The sequence below is a fragment of the Actinomadura bangladeshensis genome (assembly GCF_004348335.1).
GTDB classification, from domain to species: Bacteria; Actinomycetota; Actinomycetes; order Streptosporangiales; family Streptosporangiaceae; genus Spirillospora; species Spirillospora bangladeshensis.
On record NZ_SMJW01000029.1, the window covers coordinates 16,596 to 39,968 of the forward strand.

The following is a 23,373-nucleotide window of genomic DNA, read 5'->3' on the forward strand; positions in this document are numbered from 1 at the left end:
TCACCCGCCACCGCGCCCGCCACCGCGCCCGCCACCGAGCCGCCCGCTACCGAGCCGCCGCGCAGGCCGGGTCGTGCCAGGCCGCCCAGCCGGGCCGCGCGTGCACCCGCCAGCCCGCCGGGTGGGCGGGCCATGACGCCTCCGGGGACGTCCCGTCCGGCACCGGCACCACGACCGTGCACACGCCGGGCGCGGGCGGGCGGCCGTCGCGGACGTCGATCCGGCCGATCCGCGTCCACCACACCGGGTACATGAGCTTGGTCCGGGTCGCCCAGCCGAGCGAGACGTCTGCGACGACCCCGCCCGCCGCCGGGCCGGGCAGCGGCGGGACGGGCCGGACGCGCTCGCGCGACGGCGTCATGACGAAGGTCATCGCGGCCAGGTTCACCCCGGCCAGGGCGATGGCGGCGAGGGGCGCGCGGTCCACCCGCGAGAACAGCAGCAGCGCGCCGAGCAGTGCGGTCGCGGCGAGCGTCGCCTCCGGCAGGTGCAGTGCGGTGCGGTCGCCGGTCAGGAACATGATCTCGGGGAAGTCGAACGCGATGAACACGTGGGTGCGCAGCCGCTCGCCCGCGTAGCCGGTCACCCAGAGCCCGGTCCCGGCCAGGACGAGGACGGACGACGCCGCCGCCCCGAGCGCCGTCCGCGCGCCCGCGCGCAGCAGGACCGCCGCCCCGGCCAGCGCGTAGACGAGGGCGAGGCACGACAGGTACCGGCCGTAGGCGAAGTTGCCGACCCGGTGCTCGTCCGGCAGTGCCGCCGACGACGCGTACGCGATCCCGCACGTCGCGGTCAGCAGCACGGCCGCCATGAACCGGTCGGCGGCCGGGGCCCGGCGCCGCGCCAGCGCCGCCGCGACCGCCGCCAGCCCGGCGCCGGCCAGCCCCCACGTCGAGGCCACCAGGTACCAGAGCTGCCCGGCGGCCCCCGACAGCGCCCATCCCTGCCCGGCCACCGTGCCGAGCCTGGACTCCAGGATCCCGGCGAGGTCGCGCACGCCCCCGGGGTACAGCGCGTCCATGATCCGCGCGTTCAGCATCGAACCCGCCGCGTATCCGGCGAGGGCCGCACCTCCCGCGATCAGGCCCGCGCGCCGCCGCAGCGGGTGCAGCGCGAGGACGGCGAGCGCCAGCGCGTGGACGGCGAGCAGGACGGTTCCGCGCGTGTGCACGGCCGCCGCGTAGGACGCGACCGCGCTCGCGAGGACCGCGTCGCCCGCCCGGCCGCTCCGGGCGAAGCGGTCGAGGCTCAGCAGCCATCCGACGACGAGCGCTGGCAGGACGGCGTCCGCGAGCGCGAACGCGCCGAAGAACGTCGTGGCCGGCAGCAGCGCCGCCGCGAACGCCAGTGGCAGCGCGGTCCGGCGGCCGAGCCCGAACCGCCGCGCCGCCGCGTACCCGAGCGGGAACAGCGCGGCGCCCGCCAGCGCGTTGATCACCATGACGGCGGCGTAGACCGCTGCCGGATCGCTGGTGAACCAGTGCACGGGGGCGAGCAGCAGCGGATATCCGCCCTGGTAGAAGGTGTTCCCGGACAGGTCGGCGCCCGGCCCGCCGGCCAGCCGGCGGGCCGCGATCAGGTAGCCGGTCTCGTCCGGGTCCGCGGCCGGTCCGGTCCGGGTGCGGGCGAGCCACAGGCGCAGCGCCACCTGCGCGAGCACCCCGGCGGCGAGCAGCCAGCCGAGCGCGCGCCGGCGGTCCGCGCTCGGGGGAGCGGCCGGCGCGTGGGGACGTGCCGGGATGATCACGAGAGCCATGGGGCCCACCGTCCCCGTGCGGTGTCATCGTCCGGTGCGGGAAGTGTCCGGATTTCGTGACACAGCCCGGAGCTTGATCACAAATATCCGATAATGACCTGGTGGCGAGCATTCTCTTCGTGGAGGACGACCCCTCCGCCCGCGCGGCGCTGGAGCTGGCGCTGACCCGCCAGGGGCACGGGGTGACGTCCCGGGCCACCGGCGAGGACGGCCTGGCGGCGCTGCGCGCGCGGCGCCCCGAGATCGCGCTTCTGGACGTGATGCTGCCGGGCATCGACGGGATCGAGGTGTGCCGGCGCATCCGCCGCGAGGACTCGCTGCCGGTGATCCTGCTCACCGCGCGCGGCGACGACCTCGACATCGTCCTCGGCCTGGAGGCCGGTGCCGACGACTACGTGGTGAAACCGGTCGAGCCCCGGGTGCTGGACGCCCGCATCCGGGCCGTGCTGCGTCGCGCGGACCAGACGCGCACCGACCGCTCCGTCTACGGCGACCTGGTCATCGACCGGTTGTCGCTGAAGGTGACCAAGGCCGGCACCGACCTGCGCCTCACCCCGACCGAGCTGCGGCTGCTGCTGGAGCTGACGCGGCGCCCCGGGCGGGTCCTCACCCGCCGGCACCTGCTCGCCGAGGTATGGGAGCACACCTATCCGGGCGACTCCCGGCTCGTGGACGCGTGCGTGCAGCGCGTCCGCGCCAAGATCGAGGACGAGCCGGCCGAGCCGCGGCTGATCGAGACCGTCCGGGGGTTCGGCTACCGGTTCACCGCGCCGTGACGGGCCGGCGCCGGTTCACCGGCCTGCGGATGCGGCTCGCGGCGGCGTTCACGGCGGTCGCGCTGCTGGCGTCGGTGCTCGCGTCCGGGATCTCCTACGTGCTGATGCGGCGGGTGATGCTGCAGCGCGCCCAGGACGCGGTGCTGACCGACGTGCGCACCACGCTCGCCCAGCGCGTCCCCCAGCGCCTCCCACCGGAGGTCCAGGACACCCTCGGCGCGGACATGGCGATCGCGCTCGCCGCCGAGGGCCGCGAGGCGGTATGGGTGCCGGTGCCGCTGGACGGCACCGTCCCGCGGCCGGATCCCGACCTGCTGGACGTCCCCGTGAGCGAGGAGTTCGCGCGGCGCGCCATGCGGGGGATGGTCTTCCAGCGCATCGTCCGCAAGGACCGGGCGGACCGGAGCCATCCCTATCTCCTGATCGGTACGCGCGTCACCGGCTACGAGACGACGGCGGACGAGCCGTGGCGCACCACCCCGCCGATGGTCTTCGTCTCGGCGAGCCTCGCGCGGGAGGAGGCCGACCTGCGCTCGTTCACCCGGGTGCTGTCGGTCGCCGACGTGCTCGCGCTGGCGGCGGCGCTGCTGCTCGCGCTGCTGGCCACCCGCGGCGTGCTGCGGCCGGTGCGCCGCCTCGCCGCGGCCGCCGGCGCCCTCGGCGCGGGCGAGCTCGGGACGCGGGTCCAGGTGCGCGGCCGGGACGAGCTGGCCGACCTCGCGCGGACGTTCAACGGCACCGCGGCGGCCCTGGAGCGGACGGTCACCGAGCTGCGCGCGATGGAGGCGGCGTCCCGCCGGTTCGTCGCGGACGTCTCGCACGAGCTGCGCACCCCGCTCACCTCGATGATCGCGATGACCGGCGTGCTGGCCGAGGAGGAGGCGGACGGCCCGGACGGCGGCGCGGCGCGGCTCGTCGCGGCGGAGACCCGTCGGCTCGGCCTGCTGATCGAGAACCTGGTCGAGATCAGCCGGTTCGACGCGGGCGCCGCCGCGCTCGTCCTCGACGACGTCGACCTCGCGGACGCGGTCGCCGGCACGCTGGCGGCGCGCGGCCTGGCCGGCGGGGTCGCGGTGGAGGGGCCGGACGGCCTGCTCGTCCGGTGCGACCCGCGCCGGCTCGACGTCATCGTGGCGAACCTCGTCGGCAACGCGGTCCGGCACGGCGGCCCGCCCGTCACGCTGCGCTTCGGCCCGGCGTGCCGGGCGGGCGAGCGGGGCGTGGAGATCGCCGTCGCCGACCGCGGACCGGGCGTGCCGGAGGAGCTGCTGGGCGCGGTCTTCGACCGGTTCGTCAAGGCGGAGGCGGCCCGGTCCCGCAGTGACGGCAGCGGACTCGGGCTGTCGATCGCCAGGGAGAACGCGGTCCTGCACGGCGGGACGCTGGAGGCGGCCAACGGCCCGGACGGCGGCGCGGTGTTCACGCTGTGGCTGCCCGCCGGGCCCGACGGCGCGGAGGCGGTCGATGAGTAGGCGCCGTTCCGGGACCGCCGTGGCGGCTTTCGCGCTCGCGGCCGTGCTCGCGGCCGCGGGCTGCGGCGTGCGGCCCACCGGGATCCTCAGCGCGGGAAGCCACCCGGTCGCGGACGGCCAGGCGCCCACCATGACGCTCTACCTGGTGCGCGGGAAGCGGCTGGCGCGGGTCGCCCGCCCGGGGCTGGCCGGCCATCCGTATCTGCCGCTGGCCCAGCTCGGCCTGCCGGTCACCGCGGACGAGCGCCGCAGGGGCCTGCACAGCGAGATCGACGACTCCTCCGCCGTGACGGTGTACGAGGTGCGGCGCGGCGTCGTGGGCGTCCAGCTGCCGGGCCTCCGGTTCGCCGGCGGCCGGGCCGAACCGGGAGGCGAGTGGTCCCGCACGGCGCTGGCGCAGGTGGTGTGCACCGCGGAGGCGATCCCCGGCGTGTCCGCCGTCCTGGTCTCGAACGCGTTCGAGGAGGGGGAGTCGCAGACGATGCGCTGCGACCGGTTCGCCGACCTGCTCGAATGATCAGTTCCTGGTCAGCCACTGGGCGGTGACGTCGCCGAGGACCGACCGGACGGCGAGGATCGCGATGCCGAGGGTCAGGACGGGCATCACGACCCAGCGCTCCACCTTGCCGTCCGTCCTCGGGACGATCGGGACGTCGATCCGCCAGGGCAGCGGCCAGAACACCGGACAGCCCCGCGGTGTCAGGCAGTCTCCGGCGACGTGCGCCAGGCAGCCGAGTGTGACGGCGAACCCGACGAAGCTCATATCGATCTTGTGCATGAGCCAGACGGCGACGAGGGCGAGCGCGCAGTCGGCGAGCGCCGACTGGGGCTCCTTGCCCTCGAAGTCCAGCCCGACGCCGCGCAGCCCGAGTCCGACGATCATGAACAGGCAGGCCCACCAGGCGTAGACGTAGTGGGTCGCGAGGGTGTCCATCGCCCAGCCGATGCCGACCGCGAACAGGATCGAGTGGGTCGCGTGCCGGTGCCCGCCGGACAGCTTCCCGATCCACTTGCACATGTGGTGGGTGATGGGGCCGAACGTGTTGGCGATGCGGCCGTTGTGGTGGTCGATGTCCGGCAGGATGGCCGCGCCCGCGCAGACCACGGCGCCCGCGGCGACCTGCTCCACCGACAGCGAGACCGCATGGTCGCCGAGCAGCCGTTCGTAGCCGAGCACCGGGACGGCGGCCAGCCACGCCAGCGCGCCGCTCAGGGCGTGCGTCTTGCCCATCATGTGCCGTTCCCCCGCCTTTCAGAGCGCCCGCCGCCCGTACTCAGGGCGGGACTCTAACCCGCGCATGATCGGTTTCTGTGGCGACGCGCCGAAGCGGGTGCAACGTCCCTTTGATGCGGGGGAGCGCGGTCCGGTTCCGCCGTCAGGCGTGCGCCTCGCGGGCGGACAGGACGGCCCCGACGTTCTCCTCCGCCCAGTCGGCGACGGCCTTGATCGGCGTCTGCAGCGACAGGCCGAGCGGGGTGAGGGCGTACTCGACCCGGGGCGGCACCTCGGCGTAGACCGTCCGGACGAGGAGCCCGTCGCGCTCCATCGCGCGCAGGGTCTGCGTGAGCACCTTGGGGGTCACTCCGCCGATCGTGTCGCGGAGCTGGGTGAACCGGCGCGGGCCGCCGGTCAGGCTGAGCACGACCAGCACCGACCACTTGTCGCCGATGCGGTCGAGGATCAGCCGGGTCGGGCAGTCGGGGTCGAACGCGTCGCCTCTCATAGTTCCCAAAGGGTACCAATGGCACGTTGAAGTAACCAGTATCCGATGGATACCGTCGAAAGAACGACGTTCGAGGAGGTCACGTGAAGATCCTGCTGATCGGTGCGACCGGGATGGTCGGGAGCCGCGTCGCGGACGAGGCCCGCCGCCGCGGCCACGAGGTCACCGGCGTCACCCGCAGCGGCGGCGCGGGGACGGCGAAGGCCGAGGCGGGCGACGCCGCCGCGATCGCCGGGCTCGCCGCCGGGCACGACGCCGCGGTGCTGTCGGTCCCGCCGCCCCGCGACGGGTCGGAGACGACCGGCCCGCTGCTCGCCACCACGCGCGGCGTGCTCGACGGGCTGCGGCGGGCCGGCGTCCGCCGGCTGATCGTGGTGGGCGGCGCCGGCAGCCTGGAGGCCGCGCCCGGCGTCCGCCTCGTGGACACCCCCGAGTTCCCCGAGATGTACAAGGCCGAGGCGCTCGCGGCGGCGGAGCAGCTCGGCGTCATCCGGGCCGAGGCCGGCGACCTCGACTGGACCTACATCTCGCCCGCCGCCGTCATCCAGCCGGGCGAGCGCACCGGCGCGTTCCGGCTGGGCGGCGACCAGTTGCTCACCGACGCCGAGGGCAACAGCGCCATCAGCGCCGAGGACTACGCGATCGCGCTGATCGACGAGCTGGAGAAGGGGAACGCCGTCCAACGCCGCATCACCGTGGCCTACTGAGGCGGGGCCTGCCGAGACCCGCCTACGGGGACGAAGCGCCAGGCGCCGGACTCCTCGCCCGGCTCGTACGGGGAGTCCAGGCGCTTGGCGAGGACGCCCGGCAGGCGCTGGTCGCGGGCCGCGTCCCGGACGGCGTCGCCGTCACCCGGGAACCAGGGGGCCGTCTGCCACATCGGCCCCGACAGCCCGAGCCCGTCGAGCCGCACGCGCCGCTCCCGGTACGGGACGTCCAGCAGCGGATGCCCGTCCAGATGGAGCAGGTCGTAGATCATGTACGTCTCGCGGCCGTCCAGGACGGCCAGCTCGCCGTCCAGCACCGTCCGCCGGGCGCCGAGTTCGGCGCCGAGCCGGGAGCCGAGCCCGCCGGGCCCGTCCACGGCGCGGCCCCGGCCGTCGGTGAACCGGGTCCGGCCGCCCTCGACGTAGGCGGCCGTCCGCCGGCCGCCCCAGGCGAACTCGAACGCCCAGCCCTCCTGGTCGCGGGGGAGGCGCGCCTTCTCGGCCGGGCGCATCGGGAGCACCGACTCGGGCAGCGGCTCGGCGTCCGGGTCGGCCGGCGGGTCCATCCGGTGGATCATCCAGTTCCTGCCGCGCGTCCGGAACAGCGCGTACCGGCCGGACACCCGCGAGCCGTGGACGACGATCTTCACCTCGCGCTCGGACCACTTCTCGGTCTCGTACGTCCCGCGATCCCAGACGGTCATCTGCCCGGCGCCGTACTCACCGTGCGGGATCTCGCCCTCGAACGCCGCGTACTCCAGCGGATGGTCCTCGGTGCGCACGGCCAGATGGTTCGTCTCCGGGCTCCACGGCAGGCCCTTCGGGACCGCCCACGACACCAGCACACCGTCGCGTTCGAGGCGCAGGTCCCAGTGCAGGCTGGTCGCGTGGTGCTCCTGGACGACGAACGTGTCGTCGTTCCCCTGCGGCAGGGCCTTCTCCCGCGGGACGGGCTCCGGCGTCCTCCCCGGATCGCGCCTGCCCCGGTACTCCGCCAGCCGGTCGCCGCCGTTCTTCCGCTTCTTGGGGGCCACGCACGGTGCATACCCGAGATCAGCGGATGAAGACGGCGTAGTCGGCGAGGTCGCTCGTCAGCGACGGCGGCAGCCCCGCCACGGCCGACAGCTCCTCGGCGGACATGAACCCGCCCGCCTCCTCCCGGACCCGCTCGATCTTCCCCGCCAGCTCCGGGGTGATGCCGGGCAGCAGCGTCAGCGCCTCCGCCGGGGCGTGGTTGACGTCGACGAGCCCGCCGTCGTTGTACTGGCGCGGCAGGTCGGGACGCCCGATCCGCAGCTCCCTGGCGAGGCCCGGGTCGGCCGCGGCCAGCTCACGCGCCTTCTCCCGCAGCAGCCGCCGCCGCTTGACCCGCTCGACCACGGCCTCGTTGTCGACCGCCGACAGCCCGTGCGGGTCGAACACCCGGCGCCGGATCAGGAACGCGTGCCCGCAGCCGACCACCGCGAGGACGAACAGCAGGACGCCGACCGTCCGCTCGGTGCCGTCGTCCTTGCCGATGCCGGGGAGCAGGAACATCGCCGCCGCGAACACGCCCAGGTACGCGGCCGCCGACACCATGAGGTGCACGCTGCGCCGCCACAGCGCCGCCGCCGCGAACGTGAACGGCGTCGCGTAGCCGAGGGTCAGGAACGGGAGCGCCGCCCACGTCACGCTCAGCGCGGCCCGCCCCGGCGGCATGCTGTCGGACGGAACCCGCGGCTCATACGGCGCTGGGGCGTTCATCTCTAGAGACTCTCCCGGCCGGTAAGGGGACGAATCGGACCCTAGATCAACAGGACTGTCACGGCAGGGTGAGGATTTCGTGGCCGTCGTCGGTCACCAGCAGCGTGTGCTCGAACTGCGCCGTGCGCCTGCGGTCCTTGGTGACGACCGTCCAGCCGTCCGGCCACATGTCGTAGTCGTGGGAGCCGAGCGTCAGCATCGGCTCGATCGTGAACGTCATCCCCGGCTCGATGATCGTCGTGGCGTTCGGGTCGTCGTAGTGCGGGACGACCAGGCCGGAGTGGAACGTCGTGCCGATCCCGTGCCCGGTGAAGTCGCGGACGACCCCGTACCCGAACCGCTTGGCGTAGGACTCGATGACCCGCCCGATCACGTTCAGCGCGCGTCCCGGCTTGACCGCGCGGATGCCGCGCATGGCCGCCTCGTGGGTGCGCTCCACCAGCAGCCGCGACTCCTCGTCGACGTCGCCGCACAGGAACGTCGCGTCGGTGTCGCCGTGCACGCCGTCGATGTAGGCGGTGATGTCGACGTTGATGATGTCGCCGTCGCGCAGGACCGTGTCGTCCGGGATGCCGTGGCAGATCACCTCGTTGATCGAGGTGCACAGCGACTTGGGGAACCCCCGGTACCCGAGCGTGGACGGGTAGGCCCCGTGGTCGAGCATGTACTCGTGCCCGATCCGGTCGAGCTCGTCGGTGGTGATCCCCGGCCGGACGTGCCGGCCGACCTCCTGCAGCGCCTGCGCCGCGATCTTCCCCGCCACCCGCATCCGCTCGATGATCTCGGGCGTCTTGACGTCGGGCTCCCCGGTCCGCGGCCGCTTCTTCCCCACGTACTCCGGCCGCGGGATGCTCGACGGGACCTTGCGCATCGGTGAAACGTTGCCGGGCCGGAGCAGCTGGGTCGTCATAGTGATGGAGTGTAGTCAGCGGGATCGGGGCAACGAATCCCGTGCGAGCGCGAGCGAGAGGAGCGCCGATGGCGGACGACGACGGCGACTGGTGGTTCTGCCTGAAGCACATGAAGGTCGAGCACGGGGCGGGCTGCCCCGGCAAGGACCGCATGGGCCCGTACGCGTCCGAGGGGGAGGCCGCGAACGCCCTCGCGCTCGCCCGCGAGCGCAACGAGGCGTGGCGCAAGCAGAACGAGGACTAGCCCGATGGCCGGCCGCCTCCCCGCTAGTCGACGACGGGCCCCGACACGGCGTCGAGCAGTTTGGCGAGGCGGTGGCGGAGCCCGCGCGGAGTGCGCGCGGGCTCCTGCCCGGCCGCCGCGCTGACGAGGTGCTGCGCGCCGTCGAACGACATGAGCGCCTCGTCCTTCGGGACGGTCAGCGCCTCGTGGGCGAGGCCCCGCAGCTCCCGGTCGCCGCCCTCCAGCGCCAGGATGGTCGCGCCGGTGCGGCGCGCGTCGTCGACCCGCTCCAGCAGCGGGACGGGCGCGTCCTCCTCGGCGACGACGAACAGCGTCTCGCCGCGCCGCGCCGCCTCCAGCCGCTCCAGCCCGATGCGCAGGTGCGCGGGCGCGTTCGGCGGCGGCGTCCAGCGCACCAGCGTGGGCGCGAGGCCGGGGGCGCCGCCGAGCCGGCTCTCGTCGTCCAGGTGCGCCGCCAGGTGCCACGGGTCGCCGCCGGGCGTGCCGACCAGCAGCAGCCCGCCCGGGGTCCGGGAGGTGGTGCGCAGCGCGCGGCCGAACTCCCCGGTCCGCTCCAGCCAGCCCGTCGTCGACAGGACCTCGCGCAACATGGTGATCTGCTCGGCGTCCACGGGCACCATGGTGCCGCACCGGAACCCCCGATCAGGCCGTTTCCGCCGATACGGGAGCCCGGGGCACCGTCCGCCGGACCGGGTTTGGCAGACTCGGCGCCATGACTGAGCAGCAGCGCAAGACGCCCTACGACCTTCCCGACGTCGACGGCCTGTCGATCGGCATCCTCGGCGGCACCGGCGACCAGGGCAAGGGGCTCGCGCGCCGGTTCGCGCTGGCCGGGCACACGGTGACGATCGGGTCGCGCAAGGCCGAGCGCGCCCAGGCCGCCGCCGACGAGCTGGCCGCCGAGCGGGACGGCCTGCGGATCTCCGGTGCGGAGAACCCGGTCGCCGCCGGGCGGTCGGACGTGGTCGTCGTCGCCGTCCCGTGGGACGGCCACAAGGCCACGCTGGAGTCGCTGCGCGCCGAGCTGGCCGGCAAGATCGTCGTGGACTGCGTGAACCCGCTCGGCTTCGAGAAGGGCAAGGGCGCGTTCGCGCTGCCGGTCGAGGAGGGCAGCGCCGCCGAGCAGGCCGCCGCGGTGCTGGCCGACAGCCGCGTCGTCGCCGCGTTCCACCACGTCTCCGCCAAGCTGCTGCTCGACCCGGGCGTGGACGAGATGGAACTGGACGTCCTCGTCCTCGGCAACGACCGCGAGGCCACCGACCTCGTCCAGTCCCTCGCCGGCCGCATCCCCGGCATGCGCGGCGTCTACGGCGGCCGCCTCCACAACGCCCACCAGGTCGAGGCGTTCACCGCCAACCTCATCTCCATGAACCGCCGCTACAAGGCCCACGCCGGCCTGCGCATCACGGACGTGTGACCGTTTAAGGTCGGTCCGGTGCCGAGCTTGAACGATCCTGAGGCGGCGCGGCGCCCGCTGGTGCTGCTGCCCTCGTCCACGACGGGGCCGCTGCGCGCGGTGGCCAAGCGCGTCGGGATCGCGCTGCTGCTGCTGTTCGCCGTGGTCGCCGCCGTGTACGCCGACCGCGACGGCTACCGCGACAGCGGCGACGGGAGGCTGTCGCTGCTGGACGCCTTCTACTACGCGACGGTCACCGTCTCCACCACCGGCTACGGCGACATCACGCCGGTCGGGGAGGGGGCGCGGTTCGTCAACATCGTCTTCATCACCCCCGTGCGGGTGCTGTTCCTCATCGTCCTCGTGGGCACGACCCTGGAGGTACTGGCGGAACGCACCCGCGAGGACTGGCGCAAGTCACGCTGGAGGGCACGCGTGCGCGACCACATCGTGGTGGCCGGCTACGGCACGAAGGGCCGCAGCGCCATCAAGACCCTGCTGAGCACCGGCGTCGAACGCGACTCCATCGTCGTCGTGGACCCGGACCCGCGCGTGGTCGCCGAGGCGGCGGAGGCCGGGTTCGTCAGCATCGTCGGGGACGCGACGCGCAGCTCGGTGCTCAAGCAGGCGGCGGTGCAGCGGGCCCGGGAGATCGTGGTGGCGAGCGCCCGCGACGACACCGCGGTGCTGATCACCCTCACCGCGCGGCAGCTGAACCCGCACGCCGGGATCCAGGCGTCGGTGCGCGAGTCGGAGAACGCCCCGCTGCTGCGGCAGTCGGGCGCCGACCGCGTGGTGACCTCGTCGGAGGCGGCGGGGCGGCTGCTCGGGATGTCCACCAGCCAGCCGAGCGTCAGCGAGGTCATCGAGGACCTCCTGGAGCAGGGCAGCGGCCTCGACCTGGTGTCGCGCGAGGTGCTCGCGGAGGAGGTCGGCGGGTCGCTCGGCGCGGTGCGCCAGCCGGTGCTCGCGGTCGTCCGGGACGGCCGGACGCTGCCGTTCGACCACCCCGAGTGCACGGTGCTCGAAGCCGGCGACCGGCTGATCGTGGTGCGCTCGTCGCCGCGGCTGCGGGCCGCGTCCAAGGACAAGGACAAGGACGGGGACGGGGCGGGCGCGTCGCGCGCGTCCGGCCGCTGACGCGGGAGGACCCGGCCGCGTCCCCGCGTGCGCGCGGGGTGCGGCCGGGCCTCCGGGCGCGGCTCAGCGGTAGGCGTGCTCGGGCGCGGGGTAGACGCCGCTGACGACCTCGTCGGCGTAGCTGCGCGCGGCGTCGCCGAGCAGGGTGTTCATGTCGGCGAACTTCTTGACGAACTTCGCGGTGTGCGGGGTGAGGCCCGCCATGTCCTGCCAGACGAGGACCTGCGCGTCGGTCCGGTTGCCGCCGCCGATGCCGATCGTCGGGATGGACAGCGACGAGGTGACGCGGGCGGCGAGGTCCTCGGGGACGCATTCGAGGACGACGGAGAACGCGCCGGCGGCCTCCAGGGCCTTCGCGTCGGCCATGAGCTCGTCGCCGTCCTGGCCGCGGCCCTGCACCCGGTAGCCGCCGAAGGCGTTCACCGACTGCGGGGTGAGGCCGAGGTGCCCCATGACCGGGATGCCGGCGGCGACCATCGCCTCGACCTGCGGGATGTTCCGGCGGCCGCCCTCCAGCTTGACGGCGTGCGCGCCGGTCTCCTTCATGAAGCGGGTGGCGGTGGTCAGCGCCTCCGCGACGCCCGTCTGGTACGAGCCGAACGGCAGGTCGGCGACGACCATGGCGCGCTTGGAGCCGCGGACGACGGCCGCGGTCAGCGGGATGAGGTCGTCCACGGTGACGGGGATCGTGGAGTCGTAGCCGTAGACGACCATCGCGGCCGAGTCGCCGACGAGCAGCACGGGGATGCCGGCCTCGTCGAAGATCCGTGCGGTGAGCGCGTCGTACGCGGTGAGCATCGGCCACTTCTCGTGCCGCTCCTTGGCGGCGGCGATGTCGCGTACGGTCACCCTGCGCCCGCTCGTACCGCCGTACAGTGCGGTCGGCTGCGCCGGGGGCATGGCAGAAGAAGACATGCGGGATCCTCCCGTCTTGAGGCGCCACGGTGGCGTACCCAGACAGCTCCGATCGTGCCACTTGGGAAACGATTCGGGAACCCCCGCGATTCCCGATTCCGGACGGCCGGGAACAAGTTCCGAAACGATACGGTTCCGTATCGACATGGACCCCCAGACGATCCGGCGGCGCCGCTGGTACATCCTCGGCGTGCTGACCATGAGCCTGCTGGTGGTGGTGCTCGACAACACCATCCTCAACGTCGCGCTCAAGACCATCGCCGACCCGGAGAAGGGGCTCGGCGCCACGCAGAGCCAGCTCGAGTGGTCGATCAACTCCTACACGCTCGTCTTCGCGGGCCTGCTGTTCACCTTCGGCGTGATCGGCGACCGGATCGGGCGCAAGCGCGTGCTCATCGGCGGCATGGCGGTGTTCGCCCTCGCCTCGCTGGTGTCGGCCTACGCGCAGTCCCCGGACCAGCTCATCTACGCCCGCGCGCTGATGGGCCTCGGCGGCGCCGCGGTCATGCCGCAGACGCTGTCGATCATCACCAACGTCTTCGAGCCGGCCGAGCGCGCCCGCGCCATCGGCATCTGGGCCGGCGCGGTCGGCCTCGGCGTCGCGATCGGCCCGCTCACCGGCGGCCTGCTGCTCGCCCACTTCTGGTGGGGCTCGGTCTTCCTCGTCAACGTTCCGGTCATCGCGGTCGGTGTGACGCTCATGGCGTTCCTCGTGCCCGAGTCGCGCAACCCCGAGCCCGGACGGCTCGACCCGCTCGGCGTCGTGCTGTCGGTCATCGGCCTGGTCGTCCTGTCGTACGGGATCATCCAGGGCGGGGAGAAGGGCGACTGGCTGGCGCCGTCCGTGCTCGGCCCGATCCTCGCCGGCGCCGCCGTCATCGCGCTGTTCGTCGCGCACGAGGCGCGCTCCTCGTCCCCGGCGTTCGACGTCCGGCTGTTCAGGGACCCGCGATTGTCGGCCGCCGTCGCGTCCATCGCGCTGTGCTTCTTCGCCGCGAGCGGCGTGTTCTTCTTCGCCAACTTCTACATGCAGTCGGTGCGCGGGCTGACCCCGCTGGAGTCCGGCGCGATGGTGCTGCCGTTCGCGATCGCCCAGCTCGCGTTCGCGCCGCGCAGCGCCGAGATGGTCCGCCGCTTCGGCGCCAAGGCGGTCTGCACGACCGGCCTCCTGCTCGTCGCCGCCGCGCTGGCGAGCTACCGGTTCGTCGGCACCGACACCCCGATGTGGATCCTCGGCGTGATCTTCTTCGTGCAGGGCACCGGGATGGCCAACGTCATGCCGCCCGCCACCGAGTCCGTCATGTCGGCGCTGCCCCGCGAGAAGGCGGGCGCCGGCTCGGCCATCAACAACGTCGCCCGGCAGGTCGCCGTCGCGATGGGCGTGGCCGTGCTCGGGTCCGTCGTCGCCTCCGTCTACCGCCGCGACCTGGACGGCGACCTCGCCGCGCTGCCCGCCGGCGCCCGGGAGGCCGCCGGCGAGTCCATCGAGGGCGCGCACGCCGTGGCCGCCCGGCTGGGCGCCGCGGGGGAGCGGCTCGCCGGGCACGCCGACATCGCGTTCGTCAACGCCATGCACACCGCGTCCGCCGCCGCGGCGGTCATCGCCGTCCTCGGCGCGCTGGTCGTCCTCACATGGATGCCGGGACGCGCCCAGGCCGCGCCCGCCGCGGAGACCGACGCGCCGCGGCGGCCGGAGAAGGCCGCGGTGTGAGAGCGTGAGGGAACCATGACCGAGACCGAGCGGCGCGGCGGACGGCCCCGCAGCGAGCGGGCCGAGAAGGCCATCATCGAGGCGGCCCTCGACCTCCTCGCCGAGGAGCCGGGGCTGGCGGGCCTGTCCATCGAGGCGGTCGCCGCCCGGGCCGGCGTCGGGAAGACGACCATCTACCGGCGCTGGCCCAGCAAGGACGCGCTGATCCTGGACGCGCTCGGCGCGGCGAAGACGCCGCTGCCCGAGCCGTCCGGCGGGTCCGTCCGGGACGACCTCGTCGAACTGGCGCTCGCGCTGACCGACGAGCGCAACAGCCGGTACTCGCGCTGCTTCTGGAACGTCGCCGGCGGCGCGGAGAAGCATCCCGAGCTGTACGCCCGCTACAAGCGCGACATCATCGAGCCGCGCCGCGACATCGTCCGCCGGGTGCTGCGGCGCGGCGTCGGGACCGGGGAGCTGCGCGCCGGCCTCGACGTGGAGGTGGCGATGTCGATGCTGCTCGGCTCGCTGCTGCCGCGCAGGCCGCAGGAGACCGTCCCCGCCGGGCACGCCGAAGCCGTCGTCGACACCCTCCTGCGGGGCATCGGAGCGCCCGCGCGGTGACGCGCGGGCGGCGGAACCGAAGCGATTTCGGCACGGTAAGCGTGATCTTCTCCCATCGCGAGGGGGTCATGCCCCATACTGTCGCTGGGTAGTGCTGAGACGACCGGCTGTCTGGAGCGCGTCAGGTGAGATCCGTCATGGCGCCGCGAGGCGATGCGCCCGCCACCGATTCGGCGTCCCGGACCCTGGTCCTGGGCATCGACGGTGCCAGGCGGATCGTGCAGTGCGGGCCGAACGCCCGGGCCGTCCTCGGCCGGGCCCCAGAGGACCTGATCGGCCGTCCCGCCACCGACCTGGTGGGGGACGAGGCCAAGGCCGAGCTGGAGGCCCTGCTGGAGGTCGGCGACCAGGAGCGCAACGGCGTGATGACCGTGCTGCGCGGCGACGGGGGGTCCGGCAACGCCCTCGTCACCGTGCAGCCGATGGTCGGCGGCGACGAGGGCGCCGCGCCCGCCGCGCTGCTGTTCGTCCGGGTCGAGCTGCCGCCCAGCGAGCGCTACCAGGACCCGGCCCTCATGCGCCGCGCGCTGATGGACGACCAGCTCACCCGGTTCGGCGCGTCCCTCGACCTCGACCAGTCCGCCCGCGGCCTCGTCGACGTCGTCGTCCCGCACTACTGCAACGCCGCGTCCGTGCTGGTGCTGGAGAGCCTCGTCGCCTCCGACGAGGTGCACAGCGAGTCGGGGTCGGCGGTGCTGCGCCGCATAGCGGTCACCTCCGACGACGGCAACCCGGCGTGGACGTCCACGTTCCCCGTCGGCGAGGTGCTCGTCTTCCCCGAGGGCACCCCGTACCGGCAGGTCATGGAGACGGCCCGGCCCGTCCACCTGCCGCACGTCACGATGGACGCCGCGAGCGAGATCGGCCGGCTGTGGCGCCGCGGGCCGGCCGGTGACCTGCTGTCCGACGTGTCGATGGTGCTGCTGCCGATGATCGCGCGCGACACCCTGCTCGGCTTCATCGCCTGCACCCGCGTCCCCGGGTTCCGCAAGTTCGACGCCTACGACGTCGAGATCGGCATGGAGTTCGCGACCCGCGCCGCGATCGTCATCGACAACGCCCGCAAGTTCAGCCGCGAGCGCTCCACCGCCCTCGCGCTGCAGCGCAGCCTGCTGCCGCTGCGGCTGTCGGCGCCGTCCTCGGTCGAGGTCCGGCACCGCTACCTGCCCGGCAGCAAGCTCGTCGAGGTCGGCGGCGACTGGTACGAGTCGATAGCGCTGCCCGGCGCCCGCGTCGCCCTCATCGTCGGGGACGTCGCCGGGCACGGCGTCCGCGCCGCCGTCACCATGGGCCGGCTCCGCACCGCGCTGCACACCCTCGCGAACCTGGAGCTGCCGCCCGCCGACGCGCTGCACGTCATGCACGAGCTGATGATCGAGCTCGGCGAGCAGGAGCCGCACTTCGCCACCTGCGTCTACGCGGTGTACGACGCGACGACGGGCACGATAGAGATCGCGTCCGCCGGGCACCTGCCGCCGCTGCTCGCGACCCCCGCCGGCGACAACGAGTACCTGCAGGTCCCGCCCGCGCCGCCGCTCGGCGTCGCCGGCGGCGCCGCCATCGAGAGCCGCGAGTTCACCGTCGAGGACGGCAGCCTCTTCGTCATCTACACCGACGGCCTCGTCGAGAACCGCGGCCGCGACATCGACGACGGCCTCGCCCGGCTGCAGAAGATCTTCGGCCCCGACTCCGTCGACCGCTCCATGGAGGACCTCGCCAAGGCGACCCTGGCCGGCGTCTACGCCGACCAGCACCGCGACGACATCGCCGTCCTCATCGCCCGCCTCCGCCGCCTCCCCGAGGACCGCTACGCCTCCTGGACGCTGCCCGCCGACCCGGCCGCCGTCCGCCGCGCCCGCGGCCTCGTCAGCTCCAAGCTGGAGGAGTGGGGCCTCGGCGACCTCGACTACACCACCGAGCTCCTCGCCTCGGAGCTCATCACCAACGCGCTCCGCTACGCGCCCGGCCCCATCGTGCTGCGCCTCCTCCTGGAGCGCACCCTCGTCTGCGAGGTCCTGGACCGGTCCGCCGCGCTGCCCCGCCTCCGCCGCGCCGAGGACGACGACGAGAACGGCCGCGGCCTCCTCGTCGTCAGCCAGCTCGCCCACCGCTGGGGCACCCGCCGCACCGCCGCCGGCAAGGTCGTCTGGTGCGAGCAGATCGTCCCCGGCATCGACCCCGACGCCTCCGAACAGGTCCCCGCCTATCCCGAGGAGACCTGGCCCGGCGAGAGCCACCACAGGGGCTGAGACCCGCTACCTCTCGCGCCAGGCGTTGGTGATGGGGAGGCGGCGGTCGCGGCCGAAGTTCTTGGGGGTGATCTTGGGGCCCGGGGGGTACTGCCGGCGCTTGTACTCGGCTATGTCGACCAGGCGGATGGCGCGGTCCACCAGGTCCGGGGCGTGGCCGGCGGCGATGAGGGACTCGCGGCCCATGTCGCGCTCCACGTAGTCGGCGAGGACCGGGTCGAGGACCGTGTACTCGGGGAGGGAGTCGCGGTCGCGCTGGCCGGGACGGAGTTCGGCGGACGGCTCCTTGACGATGATCGCCTCGGGGATGGGCTCCTGCGCGAACGGGTGCAGGAACGGCAGGTCCCTGCTTGTCTCGCTGTTGCAGCCGGCCCGGGTGTTGCGCCAGCGGGCGAGGTCCCAGACGGTGAGCTTGAAGACGTCCTTGATGGGGGCGAAGCCGCCGGCGGAGTCGCCGTAGAGGGTGGAGTAGCCGGTGGCGAGCTCGCTCTTGTTGCCGCCGGTCAGCACGAGGTGGCCGTGCTCGTTCGACAGGGCCATCCAGACGTTGGCGCGGATGCGGGCCTGGAGGTTCTCGGCGGCGAGGCCGTGCAGGTCGAGGTGCCTCTCGAACGCCTCCACCATGTCGGCGATGGGGACGGTGCTCGAGTTGATCCCCTGGCGTTTGACGAGGTCCTCGGCGTCCACGACGGAGCCCTCGGAGGAGTAGCGGCTGGGGAGCAGGACGGCGTGCACGTTCTCCGGGCCGATCGCGTCGGAGGCGATGGTGGCGACGAGCGCGGAGTCGATGCCGCCGGACAGGCCGAGGACGACCGAGCGGAAGCCGTTCTTGCGGACGTAGTCGCGGGTGCCGAGGACCAGGGCCGCGTAGATCTCGGCGAGGTCGTCCATGGGCGCGGCGGCGCTCTGCGGCAGCACCGGGTAGGCGGGCAGCGGGTCCGGGGTGAGGACGTGCCGGTCGACGGTGATCGTGGTGCCGTCGGGGGCGTCGACGGGGGTGCGGCCGGGTTCGGACGCGTCCGCGGCGGGCAGCGCCAGGTCGGCGACGAGGAGGTGCTCGACGAACTGGGGCGCGCGGGCGAGGGGGGTGCCGTCGGGGCCGACGATGACCGAGTCGCCGTCGAAGACGAGCTCGTCCTGGCCGCCGACCATGTTGACGTAGGCGAGGGCGCAGCCCGCCTCGCGGGCGCGCTCGGCGCACAGGTCGAGGCGGACGTCGTCCTTGTTGCGCTCGTAGGGGGACGCGTTGATGGACAGGAGCAGCCCCGCGCCGGAGGTCGAGGTGACGCTGACCGGGCCGCCGTCCTGCCAGAGGTCCTCGCAGATGACGGTGGCGACGTCGACGCCGTGGACGCGGACGACCGGCAGCCGGTCGCCGCGCACGAAGATGCGGTACTCGTCGAAGACGCCGTAGTTCGGCAGGTGGTGCTTCGCCGAGCGGACCAGCACCTCCCCGTTGTGCAGCCACGCCGCGGCGTCGAGGGGCGCGCCGGCCGGCTGCCCGGAGCGGACGAGGCCGACGGAGCGGCGGTCCAGGTAGCCGGTGACGACGGGGAGGCCGCCGAGGCCCTCGTCGGCGAGCCGGCGGGCGAGCCGGTCCAGGGCCCGCCGGCACGCCTCGACGAAGGACGCGCGGAGCGCGAGGTCCTCCACCGGGTAGCCGGTCAGCATCATCTCGGGGAAGGCGACCAGGTGCGCGCCCGCGTCGGCGGCGCGCCGGCTCCATTCCACGATCAGGTCGGCGTTGCCGTCGAGGTCGCCGACGGTCGGGTTCACCTGCGCGAGCGCGATCCTGAGCTGTGCCACGCTCCCAGGGTAGAACGCCGGAGGTGGTTTCGTCACTTTGACGAGAAGTGTGCGTCGAGGGCGAGGGCCCTGCGGCGCCTGATCGCGGGGGCCAGGGCGAGCTGGGCGGCCGCCGCTACGAAGGCCAGTGCCGCGCAGGTCAGCCATAGCGCGGCGGCCCCGCCGGTGCCGAGCAGCTGGGTGCCGCCGAGGGGCGCCAGCAGGAAGCCGCCCGACCACGCCATCCCGTACAGGCCGCCGTACCGGCCGCGCAGGTCCGCGGGGGCGAGGTCGGCCACGACCGCCTGCAGGACGGACGCCGCCGTGATCTCCCCGAGCGTCCACACCAGGATCGTCGCGGTGTAGGCGAGGACGGTCGAGGCGAGCGAGGTGAGCCCGTAGCCGATCCCGACCAGGACGAACCCCGCGACCATCACCAGGCTGTGGTCGCGCCGGGCCAGCCAGGCGTTCACCGGCGGCTGGACGATGATGATCAGCACCCCGTTCGCGGCGATGGCGAGGCCGTAGGCCTGCGGCCCGAGACCGTCCTCCTTCATCGCGAGCGGCATCGTCGTCATGCCCTGCATCAGCACGAACGTGTACACGAGGGTGACCAGCACGTAGCCGACCATGACCCGGTCGCGCAGGGCGCGCCCGAACCCGCCGCGCTTGTCCGGCGGGACGTCCCGCGACCGCGTCTCCGGGATCGCGCGCCACACCAGCACCCCGAACCCGGCGCAGGTGAGCGCGTCGATCCAGAACAGCCACAGGAAGCCCTGCTGCGCGAGCGTCCCGCCGAGCACCATCGCGACCGCCCAGCCGAGGTTGATCGCCCAGAACAGCAGCCCGAACGCGCGCGGCCGCTCGGTGGGGGAGATGATGTCGGCCACCATCGCCTGCGCGGCGGGCCGGTACATGTCCAGCAGGACGCCGAGCAGCAGCGCCGCCGCGACGATCGCGGCGATCCCCTGCGCGTAGCCGAGCGCGAGCATCGCCGCGCCGGTGCCGACGGTCGCGAGCGTCAGCGTCGCGCGCCGGCCGAGCCGGTCGGCGAGCAGGCCGCCGGCGATCTGGCCGCCGAGCGAGCCCGCGCCGAGCACCGCCATCACCACGCCGGCCTGCGCCAGCGACAGCCCGCGCACGGTCGTCAGGTAGAGGCCGAGGAACGGCTCGACCATGGTGCCGAGCCGGTTGAGCAGGGTTCCCGCCCACAGCACCCAGAACGGCCGCGGGAACCCGCCGACGCGCGGGTGCAGGAACGCCGCGATCCGGCCCCGGCCGGGCGCGACGGGAGTGTCGTCCAGAGTGGTCACCCGCCGATGGTGGGGTGTCGGCCGCCCGGACGGTAATCATTTAGCCTGGACTAAATGATCGAGTTCGTGCTCGCGCCGGACGACGTGGCCCGCGTCCGGTTCGCGTTCTCGCCGCTGTGGGAGCTGGTGCGCAGCCTGCGGGTCCTCGCCGACCCGTCCGGCCACGCGCTGCACCTGCCGTGGGTGCGCACGGTCCGGCCGCGGCTGCGCGGGCTCGGCCTGGAGCCGCTGTTCGCGGCCGTCCCGCCGGCCGGCTACATCCCCGACTTCCTCACCCCGCCGCCGCGGACCCCGCTGCCCGACCTCGGCGCCGAACTGGCGGTCGTCCGGGCGACGCCGCCCGCGGTCGTCGCCGCCGAGCTGCGCTGGACCGAGCGCGGAAACCGGCCGGGCCCGGCCCGGCTGGCGCTGGCCGCCGACCCCGCACGCTCCCTGGAGCGGCTCGCCGGCCTGCTCGAACGGTACTGGGAGGTCGCGGTGGAGCCGTACTGGCCGCGCGTCCGCGACCTGCTGGAGGGGGAGGTCCTGCGCCGCGCGGGCGCGCTCGCCGCCGAAGGGGCCGCCGGGGTCTTCGGAGACCTGCACGAGGCCGTGTCGTGGCGCGCCGGGACGCTGACCGTCGACCGCCGCTGGAGCTTCCGCGGCGAACCGGCCGGACGCGGGATGCTGCTCGTCCCGAGCGCGTTCGTCTGGCCGAACGTGTCGGTGATGGTGCCGCCCTACCAGCCGATGCTCAGCTACCCGCCGCGCGGCGTCGCGACGCTGTGGGAGAGCGGCCGCCCGGCCGAGCCGAGGGCGGACGCCCTCGCCGCGCTCATCGGGCGCCGCCGCGCCGAACTGCTCGCCGCGCTGGCCCGTCCCGCCTCGACGACCGACCTGGCCCGGCGGCTCGGCGTGACGGCCGGCGCGGTCAGCCAGCATCTCGGCGTGCTGCGCGCGTGCGGGCTGGTCACCGGGCACCGCATGGGCCGCCGCGTCCTGTACGTCCGCACCCCGACGGGCGACGCCCTCGCCGGCGGCTAGAAGGGTCACCGGATGCGTTGACCTGCGGCGTGTTGTTGTTATGAGCGCGTCGGAAACAACAACACGCCGCAGATCAACGACGTGGTGACAGCATCAGCGCAGCGAGGCGAGCGCGTCGAGCCGCAGCGGGCCGGTGCCGGGCGCCGACTCGCGCTCGTAGCGGCCCGACTCGGCGAGCCAGTCCAGGTGGGCGCGCGGCGTGTCCAGCAGCACCTTCACGACCTGCGCGGCGGCGGCGCGCTGCGCGACGGTCAGCTCCAGCCGGTCCAGCATGTCCGGCAGCCGCCGCGCCGCCGCCCACGCCTCCTCCAGCCGGTCGACGATCTTCTCGGCGACCGCGGCGGCGGCCTGCGCGGCGTCGAGACCGCGGGTGCGGGCCAGCACGGCGGGCAGGTCGTGGACGTCGCCGCGGGCCGACTCCAGGTCGTGCGAGGCGAGGTCGTTGGACCAGGCCACGACGTCGGCGACGCCGTCGGCGAGGGTCTTCCAGCGGGGCGTGCGCAGCAGCCGGGCCGGCAGCTCGACGCCGAGGACCGGCTCGACCAGGTCGTACATGAACGGCCCGCACGCGCGGCGGCGCAGCGGCGCGTACTCCGCCTCCGTCGGGACGTGCCGGATCCGCCGGTTGACCGACTCCTCCGCGCACCCGTCCCGGTGCGCCTCCAGCTGCAGCATGAACCTGCGCCGCCAGTCGCGGCTCATGTCCTTGGACGTGGCGTGCCACAGCTCCACCAGCGCGGCCTCCAGCGGCCGCGCGCCCGGCCGGGCGTGGCCGCGCCGCATCGCGCGCAGCAGGTCGTCGTACAGGGCGTGCACGGCGCTGCCGCTGTCGGCGAGCGGCGGATGGTCCATGGTGTCGTCGAGCGCGAGCGTCCAGACCAGCCAGCGCGCGAGCAGGTCCACCCCGGCGAGGTCGGCGGACGGCAGGACGCGGGCGGCCAGCCGCTCGCAGCGGGCCCGGCCGAGCGGCGAGGTGTCGGGATCCCCGAGCACGAGGCCCCGGCCGCGGGCCCAGGCCTCTACCTGCGCGCACAGCCGCCACGACTCCGGGTGCATGGCCGACGGGGTCGCCAGCGCGGGCACCCGGTCGCTCATCGAGAGAAGAAGAGAGATGTCCACGACGCTGTCCACGCTAATGATCACTTCGTCGAGCGACCATGATCGCCACGTCAATTTCCGGGAAAACGATCTCCGGCGCCGATAGACGACGGCCGGCCCGCCGGGCCTGTCGCCCTGCGGGCCGGCGGCCTTGGTGCTGATGGGGGAGCCGTGTCCTGAGCGCCGGGGGCCGCCGTGGATCTGCGGCGGCTCATCGACTGGACGTACCGAGCGTGAGTGCTCCTGCCGGGCGGCGCTCGGAGTCCGGCAGCGGAGTCTCGGCCCGCGGCCGGAGAAAGGCACTTGACAGAACGTCGCCGCCAGCCGGAACTCGGTGGCTAGGAATGAACCACGTCGAACCCGTTGATGAAGGCGGCGTCCGCGCAGCCGACATCGATGTACTGGTTGGGGTTATATGGACCCCAATACCGTTCGGGCCGGCCCGGAGGGCAGTCCAGGACCACTGCGAAATAGAAGTTGCACGTCCCGGCGACGGACCGGTGCCCGTCGATCAGTCGCAGTGTGCAGCCAGGCTCGGCGGATGCGCCGGCGCTTACTCTTAGTTGATCAAGCTAGGTTGATCATGCCGCTCCTGCAATATCCCCTTGGTGTGATGAAGAACACGTTGATGACGTATTGCATTCTGGACGATTGCAGTCTCGCTGTTTGACTTCATTTTTGACTATGAGGAATTAATTGGCTGCGCCGTCGGGGACGGCCGGTGGAGGATGCATGCCCGGCAAGGGCGAAGGCGGGAGGCCGCGCTGCCTCTCGCGATGCGGAGGCGCCCGCGAGCGTCGGCGCGGG

At 73.7% G+C, this 23,373-nt stretch carries 22 protein-coding genes; 11 read left to right on the forward strand and 11 right to left on the reverse strand.

Translation table 11 applies throughout. From position 1 onward, the window contains the following. Positions 1 to 46: 46 nt before the first annotated feature. Complete coding sequence (locus tag E1284_RS08355) at positions 47 to 1,756, reverse strand: hypothetical protein (protein WP_131938429.1); 1,710 nt, start codon at positions 1,754 to 1,756, stop codon at positions 47 to 49. Between the two features lie 101 nt (positions 1,757 to 1,857). Here E1284_RS08355 and E1284_RS08360 point away from each other — a divergent pair, with 101 nt between their 5' ends. Genes E1284_RS08360 through E1284_RS08370 form a run of 3 tightly spaced genes read left to right on the forward strand, consistent with a single transcriptional unit; the run spans position 1,858 to position 4,521 of the window. Beyond that, complete coding sequence (locus tag E1284_RS08360) at positions 1,858 to 2,532, forward strand: response regulator transcription factor (RefSeq protein ID WP_131938430.1); 675 nt, start codon at positions 1,858 to 1,860, stop codon at positions 2,530 to 2,532. Continuing rightward, complete coding sequence (locus tag E1284_RS08365; protein WP_243714343.1) at positions 2,529 to 4,004, forward strand: sensor histidine kinase; 1,476 nt, start codon at positions 2,529 to 2,531, stop codon at positions 4,002 to 4,004. Before E1284_RS08360 ends, E1284_RS08365 begins: the two co-directional genes overlap by 4 nt. After that, the gene (locus E1284_RS08370) at positions 3,997 to 4,521 is read left to right on the forward strand and encodes a hypothetical protein (protein WP_131938431.1); all 525 of its coding nucleotides are present in this window, start codon (positions 3,997 to 3,999) and stop codon (positions 4,519 to 4,521) included. The genes E1284_RS08365 and E1284_RS08370 overlap by 8 nt, the downstream gene beginning before the upstream one ends. On the opposite strand, the gene E1284_RS08375 is transcribed toward E1284_RS08370, so the two are convergent. Together E1284_RS08375 and E1284_RS08380 are read right to left on the reverse strand one after the other, a co-directional pair. Continuing rightward, positions 4,522 to 5,238, reverse strand: a complete 717-nt coding sequence (locus tag E1284_RS08375; RefSeq protein WP_207923635.1) for a metal-dependent hydrolase — start codon at positions 5,236 to 5,238, stop codon at positions 4,522 to 4,524. 142 nt (positions 5,239 to 5,380) lie between these two features. Next, the gene (locus tag E1284_RS08380) at positions 5,381 to 5,728 is read right to left on the reverse strand and encodes a winged helix-turn-helix transcriptional regulator (RefSeq protein WP_131938432.1); all 348 of its coding nucleotides are present in this window, start codon (positions 5,726 to 5,728) and stop codon (positions 5,381 to 5,383) included. A gap of 83 nt (positions 5,729 to 5,811) precedes the next feature. Between E1284_RS08380 and E1284_RS08385 the strand changes: the two genes are divergently transcribed. Next, positions 5,812 to 6,435, forward strand: coding sequence for an NAD(P)-dependent oxidoreductase (locus tag E1284_RS08385; protein ID WP_131938433.1), 624 nt, complete (start codon positions 5,812 to 5,814; stop codon positions 6,433 to 6,435). On the opposite strand, the gene E1284_RS08390 is transcribed toward E1284_RS08385, so the two are convergent. Genes E1284_RS08390 through map form a run of 3 tightly spaced genes read right to left on the reverse strand, consistent with a single transcriptional unit; the run spans position 6,429 to position 9,088 of the window. Continuing rightward, the gene (locus tag E1284_RS08390; RefSeq protein WP_131938434.1) at positions 6,429 to 7,469 is read right to left on the reverse strand and encodes a DNA polymerase ligase N-terminal domain-containing protein; all 1,041 of its coding nucleotides are present in this window, start codon (positions 7,467 to 7,469) and stop codon (positions 6,429 to 6,431) included. The genes E1284_RS08385 and E1284_RS08390 overlap by 7 nt on opposite strands. A 19-nt stretch (positions 7,470 to 7,488) precedes the next feature. Further along, entirely contained in the window at positions 7,489 to 8,178 is a 690-nt protein-coding gene (locus E1284_RS08395) for a ComEA family DNA-binding protein (RefSeq protein WP_131938435.1), read from the reverse strand. 58 nt (positions 8,179 to 8,236) lie between these two features. Next, positions 8,237 to 9,088, reverse strand: coding sequence for a type I methionyl aminopeptidase (map, locus tag E1284_RS08400; protein WP_131938436.1), 852 nt, complete (start codon positions 9,086 to 9,088; stop codon positions 8,237 to 8,239). A gap of 68 nt (positions 9,089 to 9,156) precedes the next feature. Between map and E1284_RS41300 the strand changes: the two genes are divergently transcribed. Continuing rightward, on the forward strand, positions 9,157 to 9,333 hold the full coding sequence (locus tag E1284_RS41300; RefSeq protein WP_165965176.1) for a hypothetical protein: 177 nt from the start codon (positions 9,157 to 9,159) through the stop codon (positions 9,331 to 9,333). 23 nt (positions 9,334 to 9,356) lie between these two features. Here E1284_RS41300 and E1284_RS08405 read toward each other — a convergent pair whose 3' ends face one another. Further along, positions 9,357 to 9,953 carry a hypothetical protein gene (locus tag E1284_RS08405; protein WP_131938437.1) on the reverse strand — a complete coding sequence of 199 codons (597 nt, stop codon included), beginning with the start codon at positions 9,951 to 9,953 and terminating at the stop codon, positions 9,357 to 9,359. Between the two features lie 92 nt (positions 9,954 to 10,045). On the opposite strand from E1284_RS08405, the gene npdG reads away from it, so the two are divergent. Then, positions 10,046 to 10,750 (forward strand): NADPH-dependent F420 reductase, encoded by a 705-nt coding sequence (gene npdG, locus E1284_RS08410; protein ID WP_131938438.1) that lies wholly within the window; start codon positions 10,046 to 10,048, stop codon positions 10,748 to 10,750. A gap of 27 nt (positions 10,751 to 10,777) precedes the next feature. Continuing rightward, positions 10,778 to 11,869: a potassium channel family protein gene (locus tag E1284_RS08415; protein ID WP_131938439.1), complete on the forward strand. Its 1,092-nt coding sequence runs from the start codon at positions 10,778 to 10,780 to the stop codon at positions 11,867 to 11,869. A gap of 63 nt (positions 11,870 to 11,932) precedes the next feature. Here the strand turns inward: E1284_RS08415 and panB are convergent, their stop codons facing one another. Then, positions 11,933 to 12,784 carry a 3-methyl-2-oxobutanoate hydroxymethyltransferase gene (gene panB, locus E1284_RS08420; RefSeq protein WP_131938440.1) on the reverse strand — a complete coding sequence of 284 codons (852 nt, stop codon included), beginning with the start codon at positions 12,782 to 12,784 and terminating at the stop codon, positions 11,933 to 11,935. Between the two features lie 145 nt (positions 12,785 to 12,929). Here panB and E1284_RS08425 point away from each other — a divergent pair, with 145 nt between their 5' ends. The 3 genes from E1284_RS08425 (at position 12,930) to E1284_RS08435 (ending at position 17,347) form a co-directional block, all read left to right on the forward strand. Continuing rightward, on the forward strand, positions 12,930 to 14,495 hold the full coding sequence (locus E1284_RS08425) for an MFS transporter (protein WP_131938441.1): 1,566 nt from the start codon (positions 12,930 to 12,932) through the stop codon (positions 14,493 to 14,495). 15 nt (positions 14,496 to 14,510) lie between these two features. Beyond that, positions 14,511 to 15,098 (forward strand): TetR/AcrR family transcriptional regulator, encoded by a 588-nt coding sequence (locus E1284_RS08430; protein WP_131938442.1) that lies wholly within the window; start codon positions 14,511 to 14,513, stop codon positions 15,096 to 15,098. A gap of 137 nt (positions 15,099 to 15,235) precedes the next feature. Beyond that, the gene (locus E1284_RS08435) at positions 15,236 to 17,347 is read left to right on the forward strand and encodes a SpoIIE family protein phosphatase (RefSeq protein WP_131938443.1); all 2,112 of its coding nucleotides are present in this window, start codon (positions 15,236 to 15,238) and stop codon (positions 17,345 to 17,347) included. A gap of 6 nt (positions 17,348 to 17,353) precedes the next feature. Here the strand turns inward: E1284_RS08435 and E1284_RS08440 are convergent, their stop codons facing one another. Continuing rightward, the gene (locus E1284_RS08440; RefSeq protein WP_131938444.1) at positions 17,354 to 19,153 is read right to left on the reverse strand and encodes an NAD+ synthase; all 1,800 of its coding nucleotides are present in this window, start codon (positions 19,151 to 19,153) and stop codon (positions 17,354 to 17,356) included. Positions 19,154 to 19,185: 32 nt separating this feature from the next. Next, on the reverse strand, positions 19,186 to 20,445 hold the full coding sequence (locus E1284_RS08445) for an MDR family MFS transporter (RefSeq protein ID WP_243714345.1): 1,260 nt from the start codon (positions 20,443 to 20,445) through the stop codon (positions 19,186 to 19,188). Between the two features lie 54 nt (positions 20,446 to 20,499). Here E1284_RS08445 and E1284_RS08450 point away from each other — a divergent pair, with 54 nt between their 5' ends. Beyond that, positions 20,500 to 21,468 (forward strand): ArsR/SmtB family transcription factor, encoded by a 969-nt coding sequence (locus E1284_RS08450; RefSeq protein ID WP_131938445.1) that lies wholly within the window; start codon positions 20,500 to 20,502, stop codon positions 21,466 to 21,468. 93 nt (positions 21,469 to 21,561) lie between these two features. Here E1284_RS08450 and E1284_RS08455 read toward each other — a convergent pair whose 3' ends face one another. Then, positions 21,562 to 22,599: a terpene synthase family protein gene (locus tag E1284_RS08455; protein WP_243714346.1), complete on the reverse strand. Its 1,038-nt coding sequence runs from the start codon at positions 22,597 to 22,599 to the stop codon at positions 21,562 to 21,564. Positions 22,600 to 23,373 lie beyond the last annotated feature (774 nt).

Bases quoted from the DNA above. Each gene is read 5' to 3' on its own strand.
- E1284_RS08355 (WP_131938429.1), bottom strand. From the start codon at position 1,756: ATGGCTCTCGTGATCATCCCGGCACGTCCCCACGCGCCGGCCGCTCCC.
- E1284_RS08370 (WP_131938431.1), top strand. From the start codon at position 3,997: ATGAGTAGGCGCCGTTCCGGGACCGCCGTGGCGGCTTTCGCGCTCGCG.
- E1284_RS08375 (WP_207923635.1), bottom strand. From the start codon at position 5,238: ATGATGGGCAAGACGCACGCCCTGAGCGGCGCGCTGGCGTGGCTGGCC.
- E1284_RS08380 (WP_131938432.1), bottom strand. From the start codon at position 5,728: ATGAGAGGCGACGCGTTCGACCCCGACTGCCCGACCCGGCTGATCCTC.
- E1284_RS08395 (WP_131938435.1), bottom strand. From the start codon at position 8,178: ATGAACGCCCCAGCGCCGTATGAGCCGCGGGTTCCGTCCGACAGCATG.
- map (WP_131938436.1), bottom strand. From the start codon at position 9,088: ATGACGACCCAGCTGCTCCGGCCCGGCAACGTTTCACCGATGCGCAAG.
- E1284_RS41300 (WP_165965176.1), top strand. From the start codon at position 9,157: ATGGCGGACGACGACGGCGACTGGTGGTTCTGCCTGAAGCACATGAAG.
- E1284_RS08405 (WP_131938437.1), bottom strand. From the start codon at position 9,953: ATGGTGCCCGTGGACGCCGAGCAGATCACCATGTTGCGCGAGGTCCTG.
- npdG (WP_131938438.1), top strand. From the start codon at position 10,046: ATGACTGAGCAGCAGCGCAAGACGCCCTACGACCTTCCCGACGTCGAC.
- panB (WP_131938440.1), bottom strand. From the start codon at position 12,784: ATGTCTTCTTCTGCCATGCCCCCGGCGCAGCCGACCGCACTGTACGGC.
- E1284_RS08425 (WP_131938441.1), top strand. From the start codon at position 12,930: ATGGACCCCCAGACGATCCGGCGGCGCCGCTGGTACATCCTCGGCGTG.
- E1284_RS08430 (WP_131938442.1), top strand. From the start codon at position 14,511: ATGACCGAGACCGAGCGGCGCGGCGGACGGCCCCGCAGCGAGCGGGCC.
- E1284_RS08435 (WP_131938443.1), top strand. From the start codon at position 15,236: ATGGCGCCGCGAGGCGATGCGCCCGCCACCGATTCGGCGTCCCGGACC.
- E1284_RS08450 (WP_131938445.1), top strand. From the start codon at position 20,500: ATGATCGAGTTCGTGCTCGCGCCGGACGACGTGGCCCGCGTCCGGTTC.